This window comes from Pleomorphomonas sp. T1.2MG-36, assembly GCF_950100655.1.
Taxonomy (GTDB): domain Bacteria; phylum Pseudomonadota; class Alphaproteobacteria; order Rhizobiales; family Pleomorphomonadaceae; genus Pleomorphomonas.
Window position 1 is genome coordinate 1070520 of record NZ_CATNLY010000001.1, and the last position, 21771, is coordinate 1092290.

18 protein-coding genes and 1 tRNA gene are annotated in these 21771 nt (G+C 65.0%); 6 read left to right on the top strand and 13 right to left on the bottom strand.

The window, feature by feature from the left end; genetic code table 11:
• Positions 1-214 precede the first annotated feature (214 nt).
• The 3 genes from QQZ18_RS05025 to QQZ18_RS05035 all read left to right on the top strand — a co-directional run bounded on the left by QQZ18_RS05025 (position 215) and on the right by QQZ18_RS05035 (position 4938).
• The gene (locus tag QQZ18_RS05025; RefSeq protein WP_284538860.1) at positions 215-3013 is read left to right on the top strand and encodes a cation-translocating P-type ATPase; all 2799 of its coding nucleotides are present in this window, start codon (positions 215-217) and stop codon (positions 3011-3013) included.
• An 80-nt stretch (positions 3014-3093) separates the two neighbouring features.
• The gene (locus QQZ18_RS05030) at positions 3094-4446 is read left to right on the top strand and encodes a bacteriohemerythrin (RefSeq protein WP_284538500.1); all 1353 of its coding nucleotides are present in this window, start codon (positions 3094-3096) and stop codon (positions 4444-4446) included.
• Positions 4447-4524: 78 nt separating this feature from the next.
• Complete coding sequence (locus tag QQZ18_RS05035; RefSeq protein ID WP_284538502.1) at positions 4525-4938, top strand: four-helix bundle copper-binding protein; 414 nt, start codon at positions 4525-4527, stop codon at positions 4936-4938.
• A gap of 61 nt (positions 4939-4999) precedes the next feature.
• Here QQZ18_RS05035 and QQZ18_RS05040 read toward each other — a convergent pair.
• Positions 5000-5075: transfer RNA gene (locus QQZ18_RS05040), tRNA-Lys, on the bottom strand.
• A gap of 243 nt (positions 5076-5318) precedes the next feature.
• Positions 5319-6230: a PhzF family phenazine biosynthesis protein gene (locus tag QQZ18_RS05045; protein WP_284538504.1), complete on the bottom strand. Its 912-nt coding sequence runs from the start codon at positions 6228-6230 to the stop codon at positions 5319-5321.
• A gap of 182 nt (positions 6231-6412) precedes the next feature.
• Here QQZ18_RS05045 and QQZ18_RS05050 point away from each other — a divergent pair, with 182 nt between their 5' ends.
• Positions 6413-6859: a BA14K family protein gene (locus tag QQZ18_RS05050; RefSeq protein WP_284538506.1), complete on the top strand. Its 447-nt coding sequence runs from the start codon at positions 6413-6415 to the stop codon at positions 6857-6859.
• An 82-nt stretch (positions 6860-6941) separates the two neighbouring features.
• Here QQZ18_RS05050 and QQZ18_RS05055 read toward each other — a convergent pair whose 3' ends face one another.
• From QQZ18_RS05055 to QQZ18_RS05070, 4 genes are all read right to left on the bottom strand, one after another.
• The gene (locus tag QQZ18_RS05055; protein WP_284538508.1) at positions 6942-7652 is read right to left on the bottom strand and encodes an NUDIX hydrolase; all 711 of its coding nucleotides are present in this window, start codon (positions 7650-7652) and stop codon (positions 6942-6944) included.
• Positions 7653-7995: 343 nt separating this feature from the next.
• Positions 7996-9669: a methyl-accepting chemotaxis protein gene (locus QQZ18_RS05060; RefSeq protein ID WP_284538510.1), complete on the bottom strand. Its 1674-nt coding sequence runs from the start codon at positions 9667-9669 to the stop codon at positions 7996-7998.
• A gap of 532 nt (positions 9670-10201) precedes the next feature.
• A complete protein-coding gene (gene ilvC / locus QQZ18_RS05065) occupies positions 10202-11221 on the bottom strand; it encodes a ketol-acid reductoisomerase (protein ID WP_284538863.1) in 1020 nt (339 codons plus the stop codon).
• A 77-nt stretch (positions 11222-11298) separates the two neighbouring features.
• Complete coding sequence (locus QQZ18_RS05070) at positions 11299-11922, bottom strand: TetR/AcrR family transcriptional regulator (RefSeq protein WP_284538512.1); 624 nt, start codon at positions 11920-11922, stop codon at positions 11299-11301.
• 147 nt (positions 11923-12069) lie between these two features.
• Here QQZ18_RS05070 and fumC point away from each other — a divergent pair, with 147 nt between their 5' ends.
• The gene (gene fumC, locus QQZ18_RS05075; RefSeq protein ID WP_446728598.1) at positions 12070-13533 is read left to right on the top strand and encodes a class II fumarate hydratase; all 1464 of its coding nucleotides are present in this window, start codon (positions 12070-12072) and stop codon (positions 13531-13533) included.
• 45 nt (positions 13534-13578) lie between these two features.
• On the opposite strand, the gene QQZ18_RS05080 is transcribed toward fumC, so the two are convergent.
• The 4 genes from QQZ18_RS05080 to QQZ18_RS05095 all read right to left on the bottom strand — a co-directional run bounded on the left by QQZ18_RS05080 (position 13579) and on the right by QQZ18_RS05095 (position 17199).
• The gene (locus QQZ18_RS05080) at positions 13579-14169 is read right to left on the bottom strand and encodes a hypothetical protein (RefSeq protein WP_284538516.1); all 591 of its coding nucleotides are present in this window, start codon (positions 14167-14169) and stop codon (positions 13579-13581) included.
• A 133-nt stretch (positions 14170-14302) separates the two neighbouring features.
• The gene (locus QQZ18_RS05085) at positions 14303-14812 is read right to left on the bottom strand and encodes a DUF1993 domain-containing protein (RefSeq protein WP_284538518.1); all 510 of its coding nucleotides are present in this window, start codon (positions 14810-14812) and stop codon (positions 14303-14305) included.
• 119 nt (positions 14813-14931) lie between these two features.
• Entirely contained in the window at positions 14932-16617 is a 1686-nt protein-coding gene (locus QQZ18_RS05090) for a methyl-accepting chemotaxis protein (RefSeq protein ID WP_284538520.1), read from the bottom strand.
• 117 nt (positions 16618-16734) lie between these two features.
• Positions 16735-17199, bottom strand: coding sequence for an Lrp/AsnC family transcriptional regulator (locus tag QQZ18_RS05095; protein WP_284538522.1), 465 nt, complete (start codon positions 17197-17199; stop codon positions 16735-16737).
• Between the two features lie 163 nt (positions 17200-17362).
• Between QQZ18_RS05095 and QQZ18_RS05100 the strand changes: the two genes are divergently transcribed.
• Positions 17363-18076 (top strand): aspartate/glutamate racemase family protein, encoded by a 714-nt coding sequence (locus QQZ18_RS05100; RefSeq protein ID WP_284538524.1) that lies wholly within the window; start codon positions 17363-17365, stop codon positions 18074-18076.
• Positions 18077-18250: 174 nt separating this feature from the next.
• Here QQZ18_RS05100 and QQZ18_RS05105 read toward each other — a convergent pair whose 3' ends face one another.
• From QQZ18_RS05105 to QQZ18_RS05115, 3 genes are all read right to left on the bottom strand, one after another.
• Positions 18251-19000: a pyridoxine 5'-phosphate synthase gene (locus tag QQZ18_RS05105; RefSeq protein ID WP_284538525.1), complete on the bottom strand. Its 750-nt coding sequence runs from the start codon at positions 18998-19000 to the stop codon at positions 18251-18253.
• Between the two features lie 62 nt (positions 19001-19062).
• Entirely contained in the window at positions 19063-19719 is a 657-nt protein-coding gene (locus QQZ18_RS05110) for a VOC family protein (protein ID WP_284538527.1), read from the bottom strand.
• Positions 19720-19727: 8 nt separating this feature from the next.
• Positions 19728-21473: an acetolactate synthase 3 large subunit gene (locus QQZ18_RS05115; protein WP_284538529.1), complete on the bottom strand. Its 1746-nt coding sequence runs from the start codon at positions 21471-21473 to the stop codon at positions 19728-19730.
• Between the last annotated feature and the right edge of the window lie 298 nt (positions 21474-21771).

Consider the following 21771-nt stretch of genomic DNA (forward strand, 5'->3'; position numbering starts at 1 on the left):
CGCGCCGACAGCGCGGGGGCTTTGTCTTGTCCATCGCCCTTGTCCGTCTTCGGCCGCCGCACTGGAAACCACGGCTGTCACCGGCCATATCCTCCATAGGATTGCCGAACCGGCACCCGTGGACCAGAACGGAACCTGGAGCAGCTCCAGTAAAAGTGGGTACCGGTTTTGCGTCCGCAGCTGCGTCTTGAGAACTCTAGGGATGGACAGGATGATGTCGCGAACCGAAGCGGCCGCCCCCTACCGGCGCACGGCCGACGACGTGCTCGCCTCGCTCGGAACCGACGCGCGCAACGGCCTGACCCAGCGGGACGCCCGGAAGCGGCTCGACGAGGTCGGCCCCAATACCCTCGCCGCCGAAAGCCCGACGCCCGCCTGGAAGAAGTTCCTGGCGCAGTTTGCCAATGTTCTGGTCGCCCTGCTGCTCGTCGCCGCGCTGGTATCGGCCGGCCTGTGGTTTGTCGAACGCGACTCCGCCCTGCCCTTCGAGGCCATGGCGATCTTCGCCATCGTCATCCTCAACGCCATCATGGGCTATATCCAGGAAGCCCGCGCCGAACAGGCCGTGGCGGCGCTGCAGCAAATGTCGGCGGCGCATGCCAACGTCCTGCGCGACGGCAAGCGCCAGAGCGTCTTGGCGACCGAGATCGTCCCCGGCGACGTCATCCTCATCGAGGAGGGCGACACGGTCCCGGCCGACGCACGGCTGATCGAGGCCGTCTCGCTTCAGATGGCGGAAGCCCCGCTCACCGGCGAAAGCCTGCCGGTGGCCAAGGCCGTGGCGCCGCTTCCCTCGGACATGCCGATCGGCGACCGCACCAACATGATCCTCTCCGGCACGGCGGCGACCTACGGGCGCGGCCGCGCCGTCGTGGTGGCGACAGGCATGCGCACGGAGATCGGCCGCATCGCCGGCATGCTGGCCGACGCGCCGGAGGAAACCACGCCGCTGCAGCGGGAGCTCGACAAGGTCGGTCGTCTCCTGGGCGTCGTCGTGGTGACGATCGCCGTCGTGATGATCGCGACCATCCTGCTCGTCGAGGACGTGCACGGCCTGTCGGCGATCTTCGACGTGCTGATCCTGGGCGTGGCTCTTGCGGTGGCGGCCATTCCCGAGGGCCTGCCGGCGATCGTGACGGCGGTTCTCTCCATCGGCGTCCAGCGGATGGCCAAGCGCAACGCCATCGTCCGCCACCTCGCCGCCGTCGAAACGCTGGGGTCGGCCAACGTCGTCGCCTCCGACAAGACGGGAACCCTCACCCGAAACGAGATGACGGTGCGCGTGGTCGCCACCGCCAGCGGGCGGGCGACGTTCGGCGGAACCGGCTATGCCCCGGACGGCGAACTCGGCGGCGACAACGGCGACGCCCTCGGCGGCGACCACCTCGCCGAAACCTTGCGCGCCCTCACGGTCGCCGACCGCGCCAACAACGCCGTGCTGGTGGAAAAGGATGGCTGCTGGTCGGTCCAGGGAGACCCCACCGAAGGGGCGCTGATCGTCGCCGCCCGCAAGGCCGGGCTCGATCGGACGGCGCTCGACGCCCGCTTCGAGCGTGTTGGCGAGGTGCCTTTCTCCTCCGAACGCAAGCTGATGAGCACCATCCATACCGACGGCGACAAGCCGGGACGGCTCAGACTGCTCACCAAGGGCGCCCCGGACGTGCTGCTCGACCGTTGCTCGCACGAACTGGTAGGCGGAGAGGCGCGACCGCTATCCAAGGCTCGGCGCGAGGAGATCGCCGCCGTCAACGACAGCTTGGCCGGCGAGGCGCTCAGGACGCTCGGCTTGGCCTTTCGGACGCTGGACCAGGAGGACGCGCCGACGGAGGCCTTCGATGACGGCATCGAGCGCGACCTCGTCTTTCTCGGCCTCGTCGGCATGATCGATCCGCCGCGCGACGAAGCCAAGGCCGCCATCGTCAGGGCCAAGGCAGCGGGCATCCGCCCCATCATGATCACCGGCGACCACCCGGCCACCGCTACCGTCATCGCCGCCGAGCTCGGCCTGTCCGACGGCCGGGCCGTCACCGGCCGCGAACTGGAGGCGATGAGCGAGGATGCGCTCGACGAGACCGTGCGGGACGTGTCGGTGTTCGCGCGCGTCAGCCCCGAGCACAAGCTGCGCATCGTCAGGGCGTTGCAACGCCACCGCAAGACGGTCGCCATGACCGGCGACGGCGTCAACGATGCCCCCGCCCTCAAGTCGGCCGACATCGGCATCGCCATGGGCATCACCGGAACGGACGTCTCCAAGCAGTCGGCCGACATCGTGCTCGCCGACGACAACTTCGCCTCCATCGTCGCGGCGGTCGAGGAAGGCCGCGCCATCTACGCCAACATCCGCAAGTTCCTGCGTTACCTGCTGTCGTCCAACATCGGCGAGGTGATGACGATGTTCTTCGGCGTGCTGCTGGCCGAGGCGATCGGCCTGACGGCGGCAGGTGGCGGCGGCTTCGTCCTGCCGCTGCTTGCCACGCAGATTCTCTGGATCAACCTCGTGACCGACGGTGCGCCGGCCCTGGCGCTCGGCGTCGACCCGGCGGACGACCGCGTCATGCGGCAGCCGCCGCGCCCACGGGGAGAGCGCGTCATAACGCCGGCCATGTGGGTGGGCATCCTGCTCGTCGGCCTGGTGATGGCCGTCGGCACGCTCGCGGTACTCGACGCCTCCCTGCCCGGCGGCTTCATCGAAGGCAGCGGCACGATCGGCTACGCCCAGACCATGGCCTTCACCACGCTGACGCTGTTCCAGCTGTTCAACGTGTTCAACGCCCGCTCCGACCACGCGAGCGCCTTCCATGGCCTGTTCGCCAACCGCTGGCTCTGGGGGGCCGTCGGCCTGTCCGTCGCCCTGCAAGCCGCCGTCATCTACATTCCGTTCCTGCAAAGCGCCTTCTCGACGACCAGTCTCAGCGCAACCGACTGGCTGTTCTGCACCGCCGTGGCAAGTTCGGTGCTGTGGTTGCGCGAGGCGAGCAAGCTGGTCGGTCGATTCTGGCCGCAAAACGCCTAAAGGCTAAATGGAAAGCGCCCGTGGCCCTCGTGATAAATGGCGATGGACGACAACCGAAGGCACGAAGGCTGGAAGGACGCATGGCACTCTTCTACTGGAACACGCATCTGGAGACCGGAAACGTTCAGATCGACAGCCAGCACAAGCGGCTGTTCGAGCTGACCAACAACATCGCCGATGCGGTATCCGGCCAGGGATCTCTGCCGGAAGCGCCAGCCCTGCTGGCCGAGCTGATAGACTATGCCAACACGCACTTCTGCGATGAAGAAAAGCTGATGTGCCGCTCGTCGCTGAGTGCTGCGAAGAAACACCAGCACATCTGCGCGCACCGGGCGTTCCACACCCGGGTTCAGGCGATCGCCGCCAAGTCCGACCTCGAGCAGGCCGAGGCGGTCAACGAGATCCTCAACTTCCTCGTCAACTGGCTGGTCACCCACATCCTCAAGCTCGACCACCGGATGGTTCATGGGCTGCCGGAACGGAGCGACGAAGAAGGCCCATCCCTTTCGGTTCAGGAAATACTGATCGCCGCGCTCAACGAGTCCGAGCGCCGCTTCCGCCAGTTGGCCGAGCAGGCGCCGACGATGCTGTGGTTTGCCGGCATTTCCGGCGCCCGCGAGTTCGTCAACAGGGAGTGGTCCGAGTTCATGGGCCTCTCCGAAGTCGACATGAAGGCGGCGGACTGGAGCCTGTTCCTGCCCCCCGACGACCGGGAGCGCTACCGCGCCTTTCTGGACGAGAGGCTGCGCAAGCACGATGCCGGCACGATCGAGTACCGGATTCGCGCCAAGGGCGGGCATCTGAAGTGGGTGCTCGAAAAGGTCATGCCGCGCCTCGACGGCGACAGGTTTGTCGGCCTGATCGGCGCCGACACCGACATCACGGCGATGAAGGAGACGACCGCGACGCTGGAGAAGCTGGTCGCCCAGAGAACCCGAGAGCTCGAACGGCTGGTGAACTCGGATCCGCTGACCGGACTGTTGAACCGGAGGGCCTTCGACGAGCGACTCGATCTGGAGATACAGCGGGCCCAGCGCTATCAGCGCCCGCTCTCGCTTCTGTTCATCGACATCGATCACTTCAAGCAGGTCAACGACCGCCACGGACATGTCGTCGGCGACGAAGTGTTGCGGGCGGTGGCGACCGTCCTGAAGGACGGGCTGAGGGCGACCGATGCCGCCTGCCGCTATGGCGGCGAGGAGTTCGCCGTCATCCTCGTAGAGACCGACAGGCATGAGGCCTTCTCGATCGCCGAGCGAATCCGCCTCGCGGCCGAGAACAACCGGATCGAGCAACTCGACAAGAGCGCCACGATCAGCGTTGGCGTGTCGGTGCTCTCGCCCGAGGACCTCGCGGTGGACCTCGTCCAGAGAGCCGATAACTCGATGTATGTCGCCAAGAAGAACGGACGCAATCAAAGCTGCATGCAGTGACCACCCGTCGGGGTGACGGCGGGAACAATCCGGCCGCGGGGCTGTTGTCGCACACCAATCCCCGCTCTGGAGGTCGACATGCACGCCGAAGCGATGATTCGCACCCACCCCGCCCTGAACGGCTCCATCAACACAGGCCTGCTCCGCTCGATCGAGGAATGCCTCGACTGCGCCCAGACCTGCACCTCCTGTGCCGACGCCTGTCTCGGCGAGGCGCACGTCGCCGACCTGCGCCAGTGCATCCGCCTCAACCTCGACTGCGCCGACCTCTGCGCGGCAACGGCGGCCATCGCCTCGCGCTGCACCGGAGCCAACGACGCCGTGCTGAAGGCGGTCCTTCTCGCCTGTCGCGAAGCCTGCCGCTCCTGCGCCGCCGAATGTGGCTGCCACGCCTCGATGCACGAGCACTGCCAGGTCTGCGCCGACGCCTGCCGGCGCTGCGAGGAGGCCTGCATGGCCGCCGCCGACGGCATCAAGGCCTCATTGCAGTGAGGAGCTGCGAACTGATCCCCGGAGGGGCGGTTTCGACAATTTCAGGCTTGGGAGGGAAAAGTGGTGGGCGCGACAGGGATCGAACCTGTGACCCGCTGATTAAGAGTCAGCTGCTCTACCAACTGAGCTACGCGCCCACTTTTCTCGCCGGACGTTGGTGTCGTCCGGAAGCGATGGCGGCTTATAACCACGCCAGAGATTGGGCGCAAGTCCTTTTCGAGCCGTTAGGCGAAAAAAATGATTATGTTTTGTTTTCAGTGGATTAGACGCGAGTATCCATCGAGCCTGACATTCGGCCCGGTCAACGCCTGATCGCGGAAACGCAAAACGGCGGCACCTTCCGGGCCGCCGTGTTTGCCGAGCAATCGGGCTATCCGCCGTCAGACGTAAAGTTCGCCGCGGCCGACGATAACCGCCTCGCCGCCGATGCGGCCGCCGGTCAGCTTGCCCTTCTCGATGATGATCTCAAGCTCGATACGACTGGGCCGCCCCATTTCGAATCCCTGCTCGATGATCAGCTGATGCTCGCCATCGGCAGGCCGGTCGAAGCGGCGGACCACCGCCGAGAAGGCAGCGGCGGCCGAGCCGGTGGCCGGATCCTCGCCGATGCCGAGATGCGGCGCGAACATGCGGGCGTGGAAGTCGTGGCCGTTGGTCACCACCTCGCGGGTGTAGACGAACAGGTCGAGCTCCGTCGAACCGAACGCCCCGGTCCAATGCGACTTGTCGACGCGGATGCGGCGCATGGCGTCGAGCCCGGCCAGCGGCAGGAACACGAACACCGGGCCGCCGCCGTCGAAGACGCAGGGCACGTGATTCTCAAAGCCGATGTCGCCCCGGTTGAGTCCCAGTGCCGAGGCGGCAAGGCCGATGTCGCCGTGGAACGGACGCTCTTCGGGCAGCTTGGGCAGATCGAACACGGCACGGCCGGAGCGCTGCGGCGAGATGGTGACGCCACAGCGAACCACGCCCACCTGCTCTTCCAGCACCACCATGGCGTCGGTCTCGCGCTCGATGCCCTGCAGGCGCTCGTGGGCGAGCAGAACGGCGGTGCCGACGGTGGGGTGGCCGGCAAACGGCAGTTCGCGGCCGGGCGTGAAGATGCGAATCCTGGCCGACGTGCCGGGCCGCGACGGCGGCTCCACGAACACGGTTTCGGACAGATTGAATTCCTTGGTGATCGCCAGCATGGCTGCGCTGTCGAGGCCGGCGCTGTCCAGCACGACCGCCAGCGGATTGCCCGTCAGTCCCTTCGCGGTGAAAACATCGAGAATCGCATATCGACGAGCCACTTGGTTCTCTCCTGAGGCGCACGGGTGCCGGTCACCATAGTGGTGACGCCGGCTTTAGTCCACGTCGGTTATCACCCGAATTTCACCACGCCTCTTCCAAAATGCGACCAAAATTACCAGCTATGACTAACGGAAAGGATGCACCGGTCCGTCGAACCGACGGCCGGGCGTGGAGACGAAAAATGTCCAGGCTGTCTAGGATTGCCGCCCCTGTCGCCATAGCCGCCGTCCTGTCCTCGCTGGCGCTGCCGGCCCTGGCGGATGGCTATCATCATCGACACCGGTATGATGGCGGTGACCTTGCCGCCGTCGGCGCCATCGGTCTGCTCGGCGGCGCCCTCCTCGGCGCGACGCTGGCCTCCCCGCCTCCCCCGCCGCCGGTCTACTACGAACCGGCTCCGCCCGTGTATTATGAGCCGCCCGTCGTCTACCGGCCGGCGCCCGTCTACCGGCCGGCCCCGGTCGTGGTCTATCGGCAGCCGGCGCCGGTCTACGCGGCGGCGCCGCTGTCGTCCGAGCATCAGGCTTGGTGCGCGGGCCGCTATCGTTCCTATAACGCGTACGACAATACGTGGGTCGACAACCGCGGAAACCTGCGCCCCTGTCAGTCGCCGTATTTCGGCGGCTGATCGGAAAAAGCCACCACCCCAGGCAGATCGCAGTACCTCGCCGCCCGCCATGACCTCCAGGCGGGCGGTTCTTTTATTGCTGTCAACCGGCGAGCAGCCGGGCCGCGAAGGCGCGGCTGTAGGCCGTGACCTCGGGACGGTCGAGTTCCGAGACGGCGCGAAAGGCGATGACCCGCTCCAGTTCGCGGTCTTCCTGCCTGTCGAGTTCCGCCATGATGACAGCGACGAGCTTGTCGGCCGACAACGGGAAACGAAGCACCCGGCCGATCGACACGCGCGGCCCGTCGAAGACCGCCAGCATGCCTTCCGTCACCGCCTCCGCCGCGACGAGCCCAGTCTCTTCCCGCAGTTCGCGCTCGATGGACGCCACCACGCCGACATTGCCATCAGCGTCGACGTCGGCGGGCTCCAGACTGCCGCCGGGCGGGTAGATCCGGCCGGCATTTGCGGTGTTCGCACCCATCTCGCCGAGAATCAGCGCTCCATCCGACGACAGCACCAGGGCCGAGCCGAACAGGTTGCGGATGCCGATCTCCGGAAAACCCCAATCGCGCCAGGCGAGAAAGCCGGCGAAGTCACCCTCCACCGCCTCTCCCGTCAGCACGCCGCCCTCGATGACGATACCACCCGGCTCGCCCGGCGCGATGGTGCCGAGAACGCGGCCGTTCCAGAGATGTGGGTTGGCGGCGACGCACGCCGCCCAGTGCGCGTCGATCCGGGGACGCATCTCGTCGGCGATCGGCCATGTGCCGGGCCTGAGGCGAAGGCGGATGTCGGTAATGTCGTGGAGCATGGAAGATTCCGGAAAAAGCCGGCCGCTCAAGCGGGTTGGCAAACTTTAGCCAGCCGATACGACCAAAGGAAGACCACCCAGCCCCGATCCATCCGCCACCCAACAAAAATCCCCGCCGAAGACCGGCGGGGATCGAGAGGATCGAGAAAGGCGACCAGAGCCTGATCTGAAACTCGCTGGAGCGAGGCAACTGGCGACGGGTTCGAGAACCGGAGCGGAGCGGACTTAGCGTCCGTGAGCACCGGAAGCGCAGAACACTAAGCCAAGGGCATCCGCCCGAAAAGTTGCAGACTTTTCGGGCCAAGCGGATGCCCAGGGATGTCCGCTCCAGTAGAGTTTCGGGTCAGGCGGCGCGGATGGTGCCGACGAAGGCCGCCACCTTCTGTTCCAGAGCTGCCGACTGCTTGGCGAGATGCGACATGCGGTCGAGGAGATCGCGCGAGGCGGCGCCGCTCTTCTCGGCGGTGGTGCGGACACCAACGATGGTCTGCGCCACCTCGGCGGCGCCAACGGCCGCCTCGGAGATGTTGCGGGCAATCTCGCCGGTCGCCGCGTTCTGCTGCGTGGCGGCGCCGGAGATCGACGAGGTGATGTGGTCGAGGTCGGCGATGCGGCGGGAGATGTCGGCGATCTTCTCCACCGACTGCTGGGTGGCGCTCTGGATGGTGCCCATCTGGGCCTCGATGTCCTGCGTCGCCTTGGCGGTCTGGCTGGCCAGCGCCTTCACTTCGGAGGCGACGACGGCAAAGCCGCGCCCCGCCTCGCCCGCCCGCGCCGCCTCGATGGTGGCGTTGAGGGCCAGAAGGTTGGTCTGCTCGGCAATCGCCTGAATCATGGCGACGATGGTTCCGACCTTGGAGGCGCTGTCGGCCAGCGACCGCACGTCATGGTCGGTCAGGCGAGCCTGCTCGACGGCGGCGCCGATCAGCGTCGAAGCTTCGCTGATCTGACGGCCGATCTCGGCGATCGACGACGACAGTTCTTCCGACGCGCCGGCAACAGCCTGCACGTTGGCCGACGTCTGTTCGGAGGCGCTGGCCACGGCCATTGACCGGCCGGAGGTTTCCTCGGCGTCGGCGACCATCACTTCGGCGGCCTTCAGCGTCGACTGGGCGGTCTGGCTCACGGTGGCGAGCACCTCGCCCACTTCAGTTTCGAACTCGCGGGCCAGCCTGTCGAGCAGAGCCTTCTGCTCGGCGCGCCGCTGCTCTTCCACATTAGCCTGCGCCGCCTTGAGACGCTCGGTTTCCACCAGCGTGTCGCGGAAGGTGCCGACCGTGCTCCACAGGACGCCGATCTCGTCGCGGCCGACCTTCGCGGGAATGGAGACATCCATCTTGCCCTGGGTCAGGAGGGACAGGGCGCCGTTGACGCGCTTCAGCGGGCCGGCGATCTTGGCCGTTCCGATCCAGGAGGCGATGCCGATGCCGGCCAGAATGCCGATGACGGCGAAAATGATCAGGGTGCGACGGCCGGCGACGTAATACTCTCCGATCGAGGCGCGCACCGCATCGAGATCCTGACGGTCGAGTTCGACGAGCTTGTCGACGTCGGCCTGCAGCTGCTTGCGGTTGTTGCGGTTGGCGTCGTTGTTGCCCTGCTCGTTGGCGGCGGCCGGAGACTCCTCGACGCCAAGACGAGCCGTCTCGGTACGGAAGGTCTGGAATTCCTTGGCCTTGGCCACCACGGCATCGAACGCCGACTTGCGGTCATCGGGCACGCGCGACGACCAGTCGCCCAGCAGTTCGTCGATCGCCTTGAGGTTCTTGGCGATACCCTCGGCGAAGGGCTTGGACGCGTCGGTGCTCTTGGCCGCGTAGATGCCACGCGAATCCATCACCACGGCGGTGATGAGCCGGTTGAGGTGCTCGCCGTCATAGGCGCGCTGCGAGGCGAGCTGGAAGGCGTCGACCTGCTCGTTGTATCCCTGCATGAGACGGATGCCGAGCAGAGCCACGCCGATGGCGATGACGCCCAGCACGGCAACGATCGAATAGAGCTTTCCTTGGATTTTCATTTCAGCGGTCCCAAAACAAGGCAATCTCGGCTGCCCTCAGCGTAGAATAGTAATTCTTCCATTGCCGACTTGTTAACGGATGGAATATTTCCATTGAACGGTACCGACTTACGGTGTGGTTTGGTTGCGAAGACCAACGAAAGTCGCTCCCCAGACTCCTGCCTCTTGTAAAAATTCACTAGGCCAAATGGCTCCATACCGACTTTCGATTTGACCTAAGTGCCACAAAAACAAAGCCGGAAAGCCCCGAGGCTCTCCGGCTTCGTCTTGTCAAATATCACCAGTCAAACTGTCGCGGGCCTTGCGGCTACGACTTGCCCGCTTTGGCGATCAGTTGCGGGCCTTGTCGACCGGCTTGTTCTTCGCGATACCCCGCGACCGGGCGGCTGACCGCCCGGCGCAAAGCGTAAAGCGTGGATCGCGAACTGCGATCAGTTGCGGGCCTTGTCGACCAGCTTGTTCTTCGCGATACCCCGCGACCGGGCGGCTGACCGCCCGGCGCAAAGCGTAAAGCGTGGATCGCGAACTGCGATCAGTTGCGGGCCTTGTCGACCAGCTTGTTCTTCGCGATCCACGGCATCATGGCGCGCAGCTTCTCGCCGACGGCCTCGATCTGGTGGCTGTCGTTGTTGCGGCGGATGCCCTTGAAGCGGGCGGCGCCGGCCTTGTATTCCTGCATCCACTCGGACGTGAACTTGCCCGACTGGATGTCATTCAGGACGCGCTTCATCTCGGCCTTGGTCTCGGAAGTGATAATGCGCGGACCGGAAACGTATTCGCCCCACTCGGCCGTGTTGGAGATCGAGTAGTTCATGTTGGCGATGCCGCCCTCGTAGATGAGGTCAACGATCAGCTTCACTTCGTGCAGGCACTCGAAATAGGCCATCTCGGGAGCGTAACCGGCCTCGACCAGCGTTTCGAAGCCGGCGCGGATCAGCTCGACGAGGCCGCCGCACAGCACCACCTGCTCGCCGAACAGGTCGGTCTCGCACTCTTCCCGGAAGGTGGTCTCGATGACGCCCGAACGGCCGCCGCCGATGCCGGAGGCGTAGGAGAGCGCCAACTCGAGCGCGTTGCCGGACGCGTTCTGCTCAACGGCGACGAGGCAAGGCACGCCGCCGCCCTTCTGGTACTCGCCGCGCACCGTGTGGCCAGGGCCCTTCGGAGCGATCATGACGACGTCGAGGGTCGCCTTCGGCTCGATCAGGCCGAAGTGGACGTTGAGGCCATGGGCGAAAGCGATGGCGGCGCCGTCGCGGATATTCGGGGCGATCTCGTTGCGGTAGATATCGGCCTGCAACTCGTCCGGAGTGGCGATCATCAGGAAGTCGCCCCACTTGGCGGCATCGGCCACCGACATGACCTTCAGGCCGTCGGCCTCGACCTTCTTGGCCGTCGCCGAACCCGGACGCAGGGCGATGACGATGTCCTTGGCGCCGGAATCCTTGAGGTTCAGCGCATGGGCACGGCCCTGCGAGCCGTAGCCGACGACCACCACCTTCTTGCCCTTGATCAGGTTCAAATCGGCATCACGATCATAATAGACGCGCATGTTGTTGTCCTTCCTCGCCATTGGCGTTCTCAAGACGGCCGATCCCCGCCGGCCGCCGGTTCACTGATGAAATCGGGTTACTCGATATCCTGGGCGCCGTGCCCATAGAGGCGGAAAAACTGCGAGATTGCCAGCCGCGCCCGCTGCGGCCGGTCGTCGGAAAGGCCCGCCGGCGGCTCGCCGAGCAGCATGCGGACGTGGCCGTCGCGCACGACGAGGCCGTAGAGCGTCTCATAGGCCTCGTGCGTGTCGGAAAACTTGAGGTAGCCGTGCCGCCGGCCGAGTTCGAGCAGGGCGCGGGCGCGGGTCTCTATCGGCAACCGGCCGTGCTCGCGCACCAGCGCGCCGAGCTGCGCACCGTCGCGGTCGGCCTGACCGATGGCGAGGCGGTTGAGCGCCAGCGACACTTCGCCAGACAGCACGCCCATCAGGTCCTCGGCGAACACGGCAAGGCTGCGGCTGAAGTCGTCGAGCGTCGGCATGCTGTCGCGCGGCCCCGGCGTCCTCACCTTGCTCGCCTGGTAGGTGATCATCGCCGCGAGCAGCCCGTCGCGATCGCCGAACCACTTGTAGAGGCTTTCCTTGGAGCAGTTGGCCGCGCGGGCGAGACCGGCGGTGGTCAACGCCCGTTCGCCACCGGCGACCAAGAGCTGCAGCGCGCATTCCAGCACGGCATTCTGGCGGGGGGTGAAGGGCTCCATGATGAGGCGTTCGCTCTCTGTCGCGGGGTCGAAAAACTTATGTACCGTACGGTACGGTTCCGATGTTCTAGTTCCGACCACCCGCCTTGTCAAGCGCGTCGCCACCACAACCACATTTCGGTGAAACCTCCGCCATTCTCCTTAGGCATGGGTGGAATCCCTGATAAAAATCGCCTAACGTCCCGCCGCCTCGGACGACAGGCAAGACAGGGGAGTTCGCGTTTGTCCACCCGTATCGAATCCGACACCTTCGGTCCCATCGACGTCGACGCATCGGTCTATTGGGGCGCGCAGACGCAGCGCTCCCTTGGCAACTTCAAGATCGGTTGGGAGAAGCAACCCAAGGCCATCGTCAAGGCGCTCGGCGTCGTCAAGCGCGCCGCTGCCGAGGTCAACCGCGATCTCGGCAAGCTCGATCCGAAGCTTTGCGACGCCATCGTCACGGCGGCGCAAGAGGTGATCGACGGCAAGCTCGACGCCCACTTCCCGCTCGTCGTCTGGCAGACCGGCTCCGGCACGCAGACCAACATGAATGCCAACGAGGTGATCTCCAACCGGGCGATCGAGATCCTGGGCGGCACCCTCGGCTCCAAGAAGCCGGTGCATCCCAACGATCACGTCAACATGAGCCAGTCGTCCAACGACACCTACCCGTCGGCCATGCACATCGCCGCCGCCTCGGAGGTGATCGAGAAGCTGCTGCCGGCGCTGCATCACCTTCACAAGGCGCTCGACGCCAAGGCGAAGAGCTGGGCCGACATCATCAAGATCGGCCGCACCCATACCCAGGACGCCACACCCCTCACCCTCGGCCAGGAATTCTCCGGCTACGCCAAACAGGTGGAGAACGGCCTCAAGCGCATCGAACAGACGCTGCCGATGCTGATGGAGATCGCTCAGGGCGGCACCGCCGTCGGCACCGGCCTCAACGCCCCCAAGGGCTTCGCCGAGAAGATCGCCGCCCGCGTCGCCGAGCTGACCGGCCACCCCTTCACCTCGGCGCCCAACAAGTTCGAGGCGCTGGCCGCCCACGACGCCATGGTGATGAGCCACGGCGCCCTCAACACGGTTGCGGCGAGCCTCTTCAAGATCGCCAACGATATCCGCCTCCTGGGCTCCGGCCCGCGCTCCGGCCTCGGCGAGCTGTCGTTGCCGGAGAACGAGCCGGGCTCGTCGATCATGCCCGGCAAGGTCAACCCGACGCAGTGCGAGGCGCTGACCATGGTCTGCGTCCAGGTGTTCGGCAACCACGCCGCGCTGACCTTCGCCGGCAGCCAGGGTCACTTCGAGCTCAACGTCTACAACCCGGTGATGGCCTACAACTTCCTGCAATCGGTGACGCTGCTCGCCGACGCCGCCATCTCCTTCACCGACAACTGCGTCGTCGGCATCGAGCCGCGCGAAGACAACATCAAGGCCGCCCTCGGCCGGTCGCTGATGCTGGTCACCGCGCTGGCCCCCAAGGTCGGCTACGACACCGCCGCCAAGATCGCCAAGACGGCCCACAAAAACGGCACAACGCTGCGCGAGGAAGCCGTCGGCGGCGGCTACGTGACGGATGCCGAGTTCGAGGCGCTGGTCAGGCCGGAGCGGATGATCGGACCGGAGTGAGCGGCTTAGACAGAAAGAGGTAGATGCAAGGGCAAGCCCCTTGCATCATTTGGTCTGGCAGTCGTCATACATCTCCGATGCGAAGCCGTACTCGACGCGATCATTGACTTTCGATCGATCAACGCTTCGGCTAAGCTGATAGAAAAACGCAGCCTTTTCTCCTTTGTACTTAATATCATGTAGTACAGCATTAAATTCAGAATAGGTTTTCCAGCCATCAATAGATGGAACCATCTCAATAGAACCTTGCCTTCCGACCAAAATATTCTTATATATATCGACATTATAGGCAGATCTGACTATAATGTCGACTTCGCAAAGTTCATCACAGCCACGTCTTGCTACCACTGCCATGTCGGAGCGTGGTAACCGAAACATCTTTGCGCGGCGGCTGGCCAAAAGCGCAGCTAGGTAGTCTTTCTGGCCTTCAAAGAAAAATGACGCTTCTTCTCTCGAAACAGGCTCAAGTTTCTCGCGGATATTGTAGCACCAGTGTGCGTCGCCGGTTGGAATCGAAAAAGGAAGATTATTGAGTCCCGGTGGAGCCTCAAGAATGCCCGGCCAGTCGGCGAAACCAAGAGAAGGGAATGCAAATTGAGAAAGCCCCAGGAGAACCGCTGCGAACCGAAAGCGCATTTGTCCCTCTCTCCTTACGTTAGTCACCAACTCACCAGCGTCTCCGCACCGTCGCGTGAACTTCGAGCCCTCGGGACTGGCCAGCCCCTAATCCGTTAGAAAGACTGCACACAGAAAACAATAGATTGCAGATCTAGTACCTGTGCCATCCATCAAAATCCGCCTTGCCGAGCTTCACGCCTTCCCAGCGGGCGATGGCATAGGCGATACTGAGATGGAACAGCATGTTGGGCAGCGCGTAGTCGACGACGAAGCAGGCCGCCGGCAGGGCAATGTCGGCAAGGCCGGCGCGGTCGGTGACGATTTCGGCTTCGCGCCCCTCGAGATCGGCCGGTTCCATCAGGGACAGCACGCCCAGGGCCGCTGCGACATCGTCCCTCAGCGTGGCAAAGGACCGCGCCTCCTCGAACTGGAGATCGGGCAGGCGCGGCACCAGTGGCCTCAGCGCCCGTAACGGAAAGCGGGCAGCCATTCTCACCTGCGCCTCGAAGGGATCCATGTCCGGCGCGAGGCGTGACTGAAGCAGCGCCGCCTCCGGCAGGCCGCGATCGGCGACATGCGCCGCCGCTATGATGACCAGACCATCGAGCCGTTCGAGATAGCGGCCGAACACCGGTACGGAAATGTCTTGAAGACGGATCATCTTGCGCTCCCTTGGGCAGCATTCTCGTCCCCGGAGCCGACAAGACCTGTCACCAGCCGCAAACGAAAGGGGCCGGACAATCGCCTTGCCCGGCCCCTCTTCCACGTTGCGCCTCCGGCTCAACCGACGCGGATGCGCGCCGCGAACTCCGATGACTTGGCCTTCAACTGGTCGACGGCGCCGAGCAGTCCGTCGGACACCTCGCAGATGGTGGCGACCGCCGTGCCGGAGGTTTGGGCCGTCTCGGCGACGCCGTTGATGCCGGCCGACACCTCCTGCGCGCCGGAGGCGGCATAGGTGACGTTGTGGACGATCGCCTGGGTCGCCGCCATCTGCTCCTGCATCGACGACGACATGGTGACGCTCACCGACTTGATCTCGCCGATGGTCGTGGAGATGCGGTTGATGGCTTTCACCGCCCGGCTGGTGACGTCCTGCACAGTGGAGATGTGGCCGGAGATCTCGTCGGTGGCCTTGGCGGTCTGCCCGGCCAGCGCCTTCACCTCGCCGGCGACGACGGCGAAGCCCTTGCCCGCCTCGCCGGCCCGCGCCGCCTCGATGGTGGCATTGAGAGCCAGAAGGTTGGTCTGGTCGGCGATCGAGGTGATGAGGCTCACCACCTCGCCGATGCGATGCGTCGCCTCGCTGAGGTCGCCGACGATGGTCGCCGTCTGGGTTGCCTGGGTGCCGGCTTCCTCGGCGATGGTCTTGGCATTCTCCACCTGGCGGGAGATGTCCTCGATCGAAGCCGAGATCTGGCCGGCAGCCGCCGACACTTCCTGGACGTTCTGCGACATCACCTGAGACGACGTCGAAACGCTGCGCGCGGTGGACGCCGTCCGTTCGGTGGAGGTCTGCAGCGACGACGCGCCGTGGTTCATTTCCACCGCCGCCTTGCCCACCGCCTCGACCACACCACCCATGGTGCCCTCGAAATCGGTGGCCAGTTCGGCAAGCAGGGCCTGCCGGTCGTTCTCGCGGGCCACCTCGGCGTCACGCTGCTGGGCCCGCAGCCGCTCAGCCTCGATGCCATTCTCCCGGAATACCGCGAGCGCCCGCGCCATGGCGCCGATCTCGTCCTTGCGCTCGGTACCGTGCGGCGCTTCGGAGAACTCGCCCTTGGCATAGAGCGACATGGCAGCCGACAGCCGGCTGATGGGCGCGGAAATGCCACGCTGCGAGATGAGAAGCGCCACCAGAAGGCCGGCCATCAGGCCGCCGGCCACCATGACCACCATGACCAGCACCGTGGAGTTGGCCTCGGTCTCAAGCGCAGCCCGATTGGAGACGAGCTGCGTTTCGATGGTTGCTTGCAGCTTTTGGGTGGCCTGCAGGATGGTGTCGATGCGCGGTTCCACCTCGCTCGAAATCACCTCGCGGCCGTGGCCGGAGTCCATCAGCTTGGCCGCCTCGACCACCTCCTTGGTCTTGGCGAACAGCTCGTCGAGCGGCGCGGCAATGGCGTCGAGATCGGCCGACAGGTCGGCCCGGCGCGCGCGAATGTCTTCGATCGTCTTCAGGAACTGCGGCTGGGCATCCTGGATCTCGGCGGTGAGCCGGTCCAGCTGTTCGCTGTCGAAGGTGGTGATGAGCCGATAGAGCGTGGTGTTCAGCCGATAGGCCGCGCCCTCGACATCCTTGCCGAGAAGGCTGGATTGGGCATCGCGATCGACGAACTGCGCCTGCTCGGCGTTGAGCTTCATCATGCTCTCGGCGGCGTAGAAGATCGCGGCCAGCGAGAAGACAATGATGGAGACGAGCGAAATCACTATCTTGAGTGAAATTCGCAGATTTTTGAGGGCCATGCATTCCTCCCGCACATACGCCCGAAACATCGGATTGCCTGCATAAATGCGGTTAAGGATTCCTGACCGTCCTAGCCGACCGACCAAGAAATAGCCGTTTTGTCCCTAAGAATAGCATTACGGCGCATAGTCGACGGGCAATGGCGCCCCGTCTTTCAGCGTTTCCATCGAAATGGAGGCGCTCACGTCGAACAGTTCTACCTTGCGGATGATCTTCTTGTAGATGACGTCGTAGTGCTCGACGCGCGGCAGGGCGAGCTTCAGGATGTAATCGACATTGCCGGTCAGGCGGTGCGCCTCCACCACCTCCGGAATGTCGGCGATGACGGCGGCGAAGCGCTCCATCCAGTCGGCCGAATGATGGGCGGTGCGGATCAGCGCGTAGACGGTGGTCGGCACGCCGAGCCTGACGCGATCGAGCACCACGGTCCGCCGCGCGATGTAGCCCTCGGCCTCTAGCCGCTGGATGCGCCGCGAACAGGCCGACACCGACAGCGCCACCCGGTCGGCGAGGTCGACCACCGAAAGACTGGCGTCGCGTTGCAGAAGCTCCAGGAGCTTGCGATCGCGTTCGTCGAGCATGCGCCTTCGATTCCCTCAATAGCGGATCGTCACGCCTTTACTTTGCACGATGTTAGAACATAGCGCCACATATTTGCGCCATATGATCGATGAGCGCCACCCCTTGCAAACGCCTTGCGTCCAACCGAAGCTATGATCGGCCATCGTGACAAGGGGACCCACCATGCGCACCATCGGCCTCATCGGCGGCATGAGCTTCGAGAGCACCACCGTCTACTATCAGATGATCAACGAAGCGGTGCGAACCCGTCTCGGCGGCCTGCACTCGGCCAAGATCGTGCTGCATTCGGTCGACTTCCAGGAGATCGTCGACCTGCAGAAGGCGGGCCGTTGGGACGCCGCCGCCGCCCATCTCGGCAAGGCGGCCCAGGGCCTGGAGCGAGCCGGCGCCGATTGCGCTCTGATCTGCACCAACACCATGCACCTCGTCGCCGACGAGGTGGCCGCCGCCGTCAGGATTCCTCTCCTCAACATCATCGACGAGACGGCCAAGGCGCTCTCCGCCGCCGGTGTGCGCCGGCCGCTGCTGCTCGCCACCCGCTACACCATGGAGCAGGGCTTCTACGCCCGCCGCATGGCCGCTCACGGCCTTGCCATGACGACGCCCGGCGAAGCGGGCCGCACCGTGGTTCACGACGTCATCTTCGACGAGCTGTGCGCCGGCATCGTCCGCGACGAGTCCCGCGCCGCCTTCCTCGACCTGATCGCCAATGCGAAGGACGAGGGCTGCGACGCCGTCATTCTCGGCTGCACGGAAATCTGCCTGCTGCTCGACCCCGATGCCCTGCCGCTGCCCGGCTTCGACAGCACGGCGATCCACGCCGCCGCTGCGGTGGATTTCGCGCTGGCGGAGGGAATGAAGGCGGCCGCGGAGTAAGGGCAACTTTGCGAGGGGAGCGCTATATCGCCCCCCTGCCCCTTCCTGCCCGAAGTCCTGCGCCTTCGCGCAGGATGACGGCTAGATATTTGTTTCAATTATATAATTACGTCATCCTGCGCGAAGGCGCAGGACCTCGGGCAGAAAGAGGCGCACCAAAAACATCAGGCGCCATCACGCATCCGAATCCCCCAGCGCGCAGCGATAGCGGCGCACCGTTTCGGCCATGCCGTAGATCATGCAATCGGCGATCACCGCATGACCGATGGACGCCTCGGCGATATGCGGTGTCCGTTTCACCAGCGGCGGCAGGTTGTCGAGCGTCAGGTCGTGGCCGGCGTTGACGGCCATGCCGAGCTTGACCGCCGCCTCGGCGGTGACCGCCACTTCCTCGAGCCGCGCCCGCTGCTCCGTCGGATCGAACGTGTGGCCATAGGGGCCGGTATAGATCTCGACGCGTCGCGTGCCGGTGAGCGCGGCGGCGGCCGCCTGCGTCGGATCGGCGTCGATGAAGATCGAGGCGCGCATGCCCTCCCCCTGGATGCGCCGCACCACGTCCGACAGGAACGACTGGTTGGCCACGCAGTCCCAGCCGTGGTCGGAGGTGTTCTGGCCGGGCTTGTCCGGCACCAGCGTCACCTGGTCGGGGCGCGCCGCCTCGCAGAGCTTCAGGAAGTCCTCGGTCGGATAGCCCTCGATGTTGTACTCGCGGCCGGGCCAGTCGGTCCTCAGCATCTCCTGAAGGGCGAACACGTCGGTGCGGCGGATGTGCCGCTCGTCCGGGCGGGGATGCACGGTGATGCCGGCTGCGCCCGCTTCCAGCGCAATGCGGCTGAGGCCGGCAACGGACGGCCATGGCAGATCGCGCCGGTTGCGCAGGTGGGCGATGGCATTGACGTTGACGGAGAGCTTGGTGTGGGACATCGCGAGAGCCTACGTTGGGACGCGCGACGATAGTCCGCCGGCCCGTGCCACACAAGCAACCTTCAGGCGGGGGTGAACGCCGGCAGCAGGAGCCTGCGGCCGGGTTCCACGCCGATCAGCATCTCCGGTTCGCCCTTGGCGATCTCCAATACCTTGACGAGTCCCAAGTGGTGGAACGCGTCGAGCGCACCGCCCGCCAGCGGAACCTTCGGCAGCGTCAGGCGCTCCACCGTGAGGCGCGTGAAGCCGGCTGCCGTCTGGCGCCGCCCTGCCCGCCCGTCGCTCCATTCGGACGGCGGCGCCTTGCCGGGGGATGAGAAGACGAAGGGCATGCCGGCATCGTCGCTCTCTTCGGAAACGGCGATCGACACGCCGGGCGGAAAATCGGGATTGCGATAGGACCAGCTTTCGCCCGGCAGCGCGCCGCCGCGCGAGGCGATGCCGAAGGGCGAAGCGCCGGTCTTCCGCCACGCCGCCCGGTCGGCAAAGGCGGCGCGGCCGAGCGATGAGGCGTTCAGCTCCTCGACGTCCACGACGTGGAGCAGTTCGAGATAGGCATTGTCCAGGGCATAGCAGAGGTTGGCCGTCCCCTGCCCCACGTGCCGGCGCGTGAACGACGGTTCGAGGCCGAGCGCCTTGAGGGCCTCGAACGCCGTGCCGCCCGGCGCGGCGTCCTCCGGCTCGACGAAAACGAACAGATGATCGAGTTCCAATGCCATCGTCGCCCTCACGCCGGAACCTTGTCGGCGCGACCGTCCGCCATGTCGTTCTCATCGTCTATGCTGAGCAGCATCTCGTTGTGTGCCTTGCCCGCGGGGATCATCGGGAAGCAGTGAGCGAGATTGACCACGCGGCAGTCGAACAGCACCGGACGGTCGATGCGGATCATCTCCTCGATGGCGTCATCGAGTTCCGACGGCTTCGAGCAGCGGATGCCGACGGCGCCGTAAGCCTCGGCCAGGCAGACGAAGTCCGGTTGCGCGTCGGTGGTCGAATGGCTGACGCGGTTGCCGTGGAACAGTTTCTGCCACTGCCGCACCATGCCCAGATGCTGGTTGTTGAGGATGAACGTCTTGACCGGCGCATTGTGCTGCACCGCCGTCGACAGTTCCCGGATGTTCATTTGGATCGAGGCATCGCCCGCCACATTGATCACCAGCGCGCCGGGATGGGCGAGCTGGGTGCCGATGGCGGCCGGCAGGCCGTAGCCCATGGTGCCAAGACCGCCCGACGTCATGAAGCGGTTCGGCTCCTCGAAGCCAAAGTACTGCGCCGCCCACATCTGATGCTGGCCGACCTCGGTGGTGATGTAGGTGTCATGCCCCCTCGTCAGCGCATGGAGGCGCTCGATGGCATATTGCGGCATGATCGCCTCAGCCAGCGGACGATAGGTCAGGCACTTCTTCGCCCGCCAGCCATCGATCTGCTTCCACCAGGCGACACGCGCCGCCTTGTCCTGCACCGGCTTGCGAGCCGTCCAGGCGGCGATCAAGTCTTCGAGCACCTGCCCGACGTCGCCGACGATCGGCAGGTCGACCATGACGGTCTTGTTGATCGACGACGGGTCGATGTCGATATGGATCTTCTTGGAGTTGGGCGAGAACGCGTCGATGCGGCCGGTGATGCGGTCGTCGAAGCGCGCGCCGACACAGACCATCACGTCGCAGTCGTGCATGGCGAGATTGGCTTCATAGGTACCGTGCATGCCCAGCATGCCGAGCCAGTTCTTGCCCGAAGCAGGATAGGCGCCGAGGCCCATCAGCGTCGAAGTGATCGGGAAGCCGGTCATCTTGACGAACTCGCGCAGCAGCGCCACCGCCTTCGGGCCGGAGTTGATGACGCCGCCGCCGGTGTAAAGGATCGGCTTCTTGGCGGCGATCATCAGCTCGACCGCCTCGCGGATGGCAGCGTCCGGCGCCTTCACCGCCGGATGATACTGCGTCAGCGCCTTGTCCTTGCAGTTCTCGTAGGTGCCGGTCTGGAACTGGATGTTCTTGGGGATGTCGACCAGCACCGGGCCGGGACGGCCGGTGGTGGCGACGCGGAAGGCTTCATGGAGGATGCCCGGCAGGTCCTCGATGCGGCGCACCAGCCAGTTGTGCTTGGTGCAGGGCCGCGTGATGCCCACCGTGTCGGCCTCCTGGAAGGCATCCGTGCCGATCAGCGTCGTCGGAACCTGACCGGTGATGCAGACCATGGGAATGGAATCGCTCCGCGCATCGGCCAGCGCCGTCACCATGTTGGCAATGGCAGGACCGGAGGTGACGAGCGCCACGCCGACCTTGCCGGTGGAGCGGGCATAGCCCTCGGCGGCATGTCCCGCGCCCTGCTCGTGACGGACGAGGATGTGGCGGACCTCTTCCTGCTGGTACAACTCGTCGAAGATCGGCAGCACCGCGCTGCCGGGGTAGCCGAAAATGGTGTCGACGCCCTGGTCGATCAGCACCTGGATGACCATTTCCGCGCCTGTCATCTGCCGTGTCATCGCCTGTTACCTCAAGTTCTCGTTCAAGACATGCGGGCAATAAAAAAGGCCCCGAAGAGGGACCCGATTTCCGCGCACCATGAAAAACCGGCAGGCCTCAGGAAGAGACCTCCGACACGGTGCGCCATCGAAGTACTACGAAGAAGAAAGACATGACGTCCTCTTGAGAAGGCCGGAGCACCCCGCTCCGCCGTTGCCTGCGTTCAACTCTGCGATGACCCCGACAGTTGTCCGGGAGAATGCCTTCCCCCGAACATGCGCCGGAGCCACCGAACCGTACCGGTCG